Here is a 253-nt window from a genome sequence, read left to right on the forward strand (position 1 = left end):
TTTTCTCTTCCCGTTTACTAATTTCTAGTGGGTTTTGTATTTGTAATATATCAACCAAACAAAAAACTAAAGCTATGCTTTAAGTAAGTATAATGTATCTTACGATACTGATTTTGTTTAACGTCTTTAAGACGCTCTAAAATGAGATGTTCCAGCCGCACCTTCCGGTACGGCTACCTTGTTACGACTTAGCCCTAGTTACCTGTTTTACCCTAGGCAGCTCCTGTTACGGTCACCGACTTCAGGTACCCCA

The 253-nt window shown here is 39.5% G+C and carries 1 rRNA gene; it reads right to left on the reverse strand.

Annotated features, from left to right (window positions below):
• Positions 1–139: 139 nt before the first annotated feature.
• Positions 140–253, reverse strand: a 16S ribosomal RNA gene (locus BBI00_RS20995); the annotation flags it as partial.

The organism is Chryseobacterium arthrosphaerae (genome assembly GCF_001684965.1).
Classification (GTDB): Bacteria; Bacteroidota; Bacteroidia; order Flavobacteriales; family Weeksellaceae; genus Chryseobacterium; species Chryseobacterium arthrosphaerae.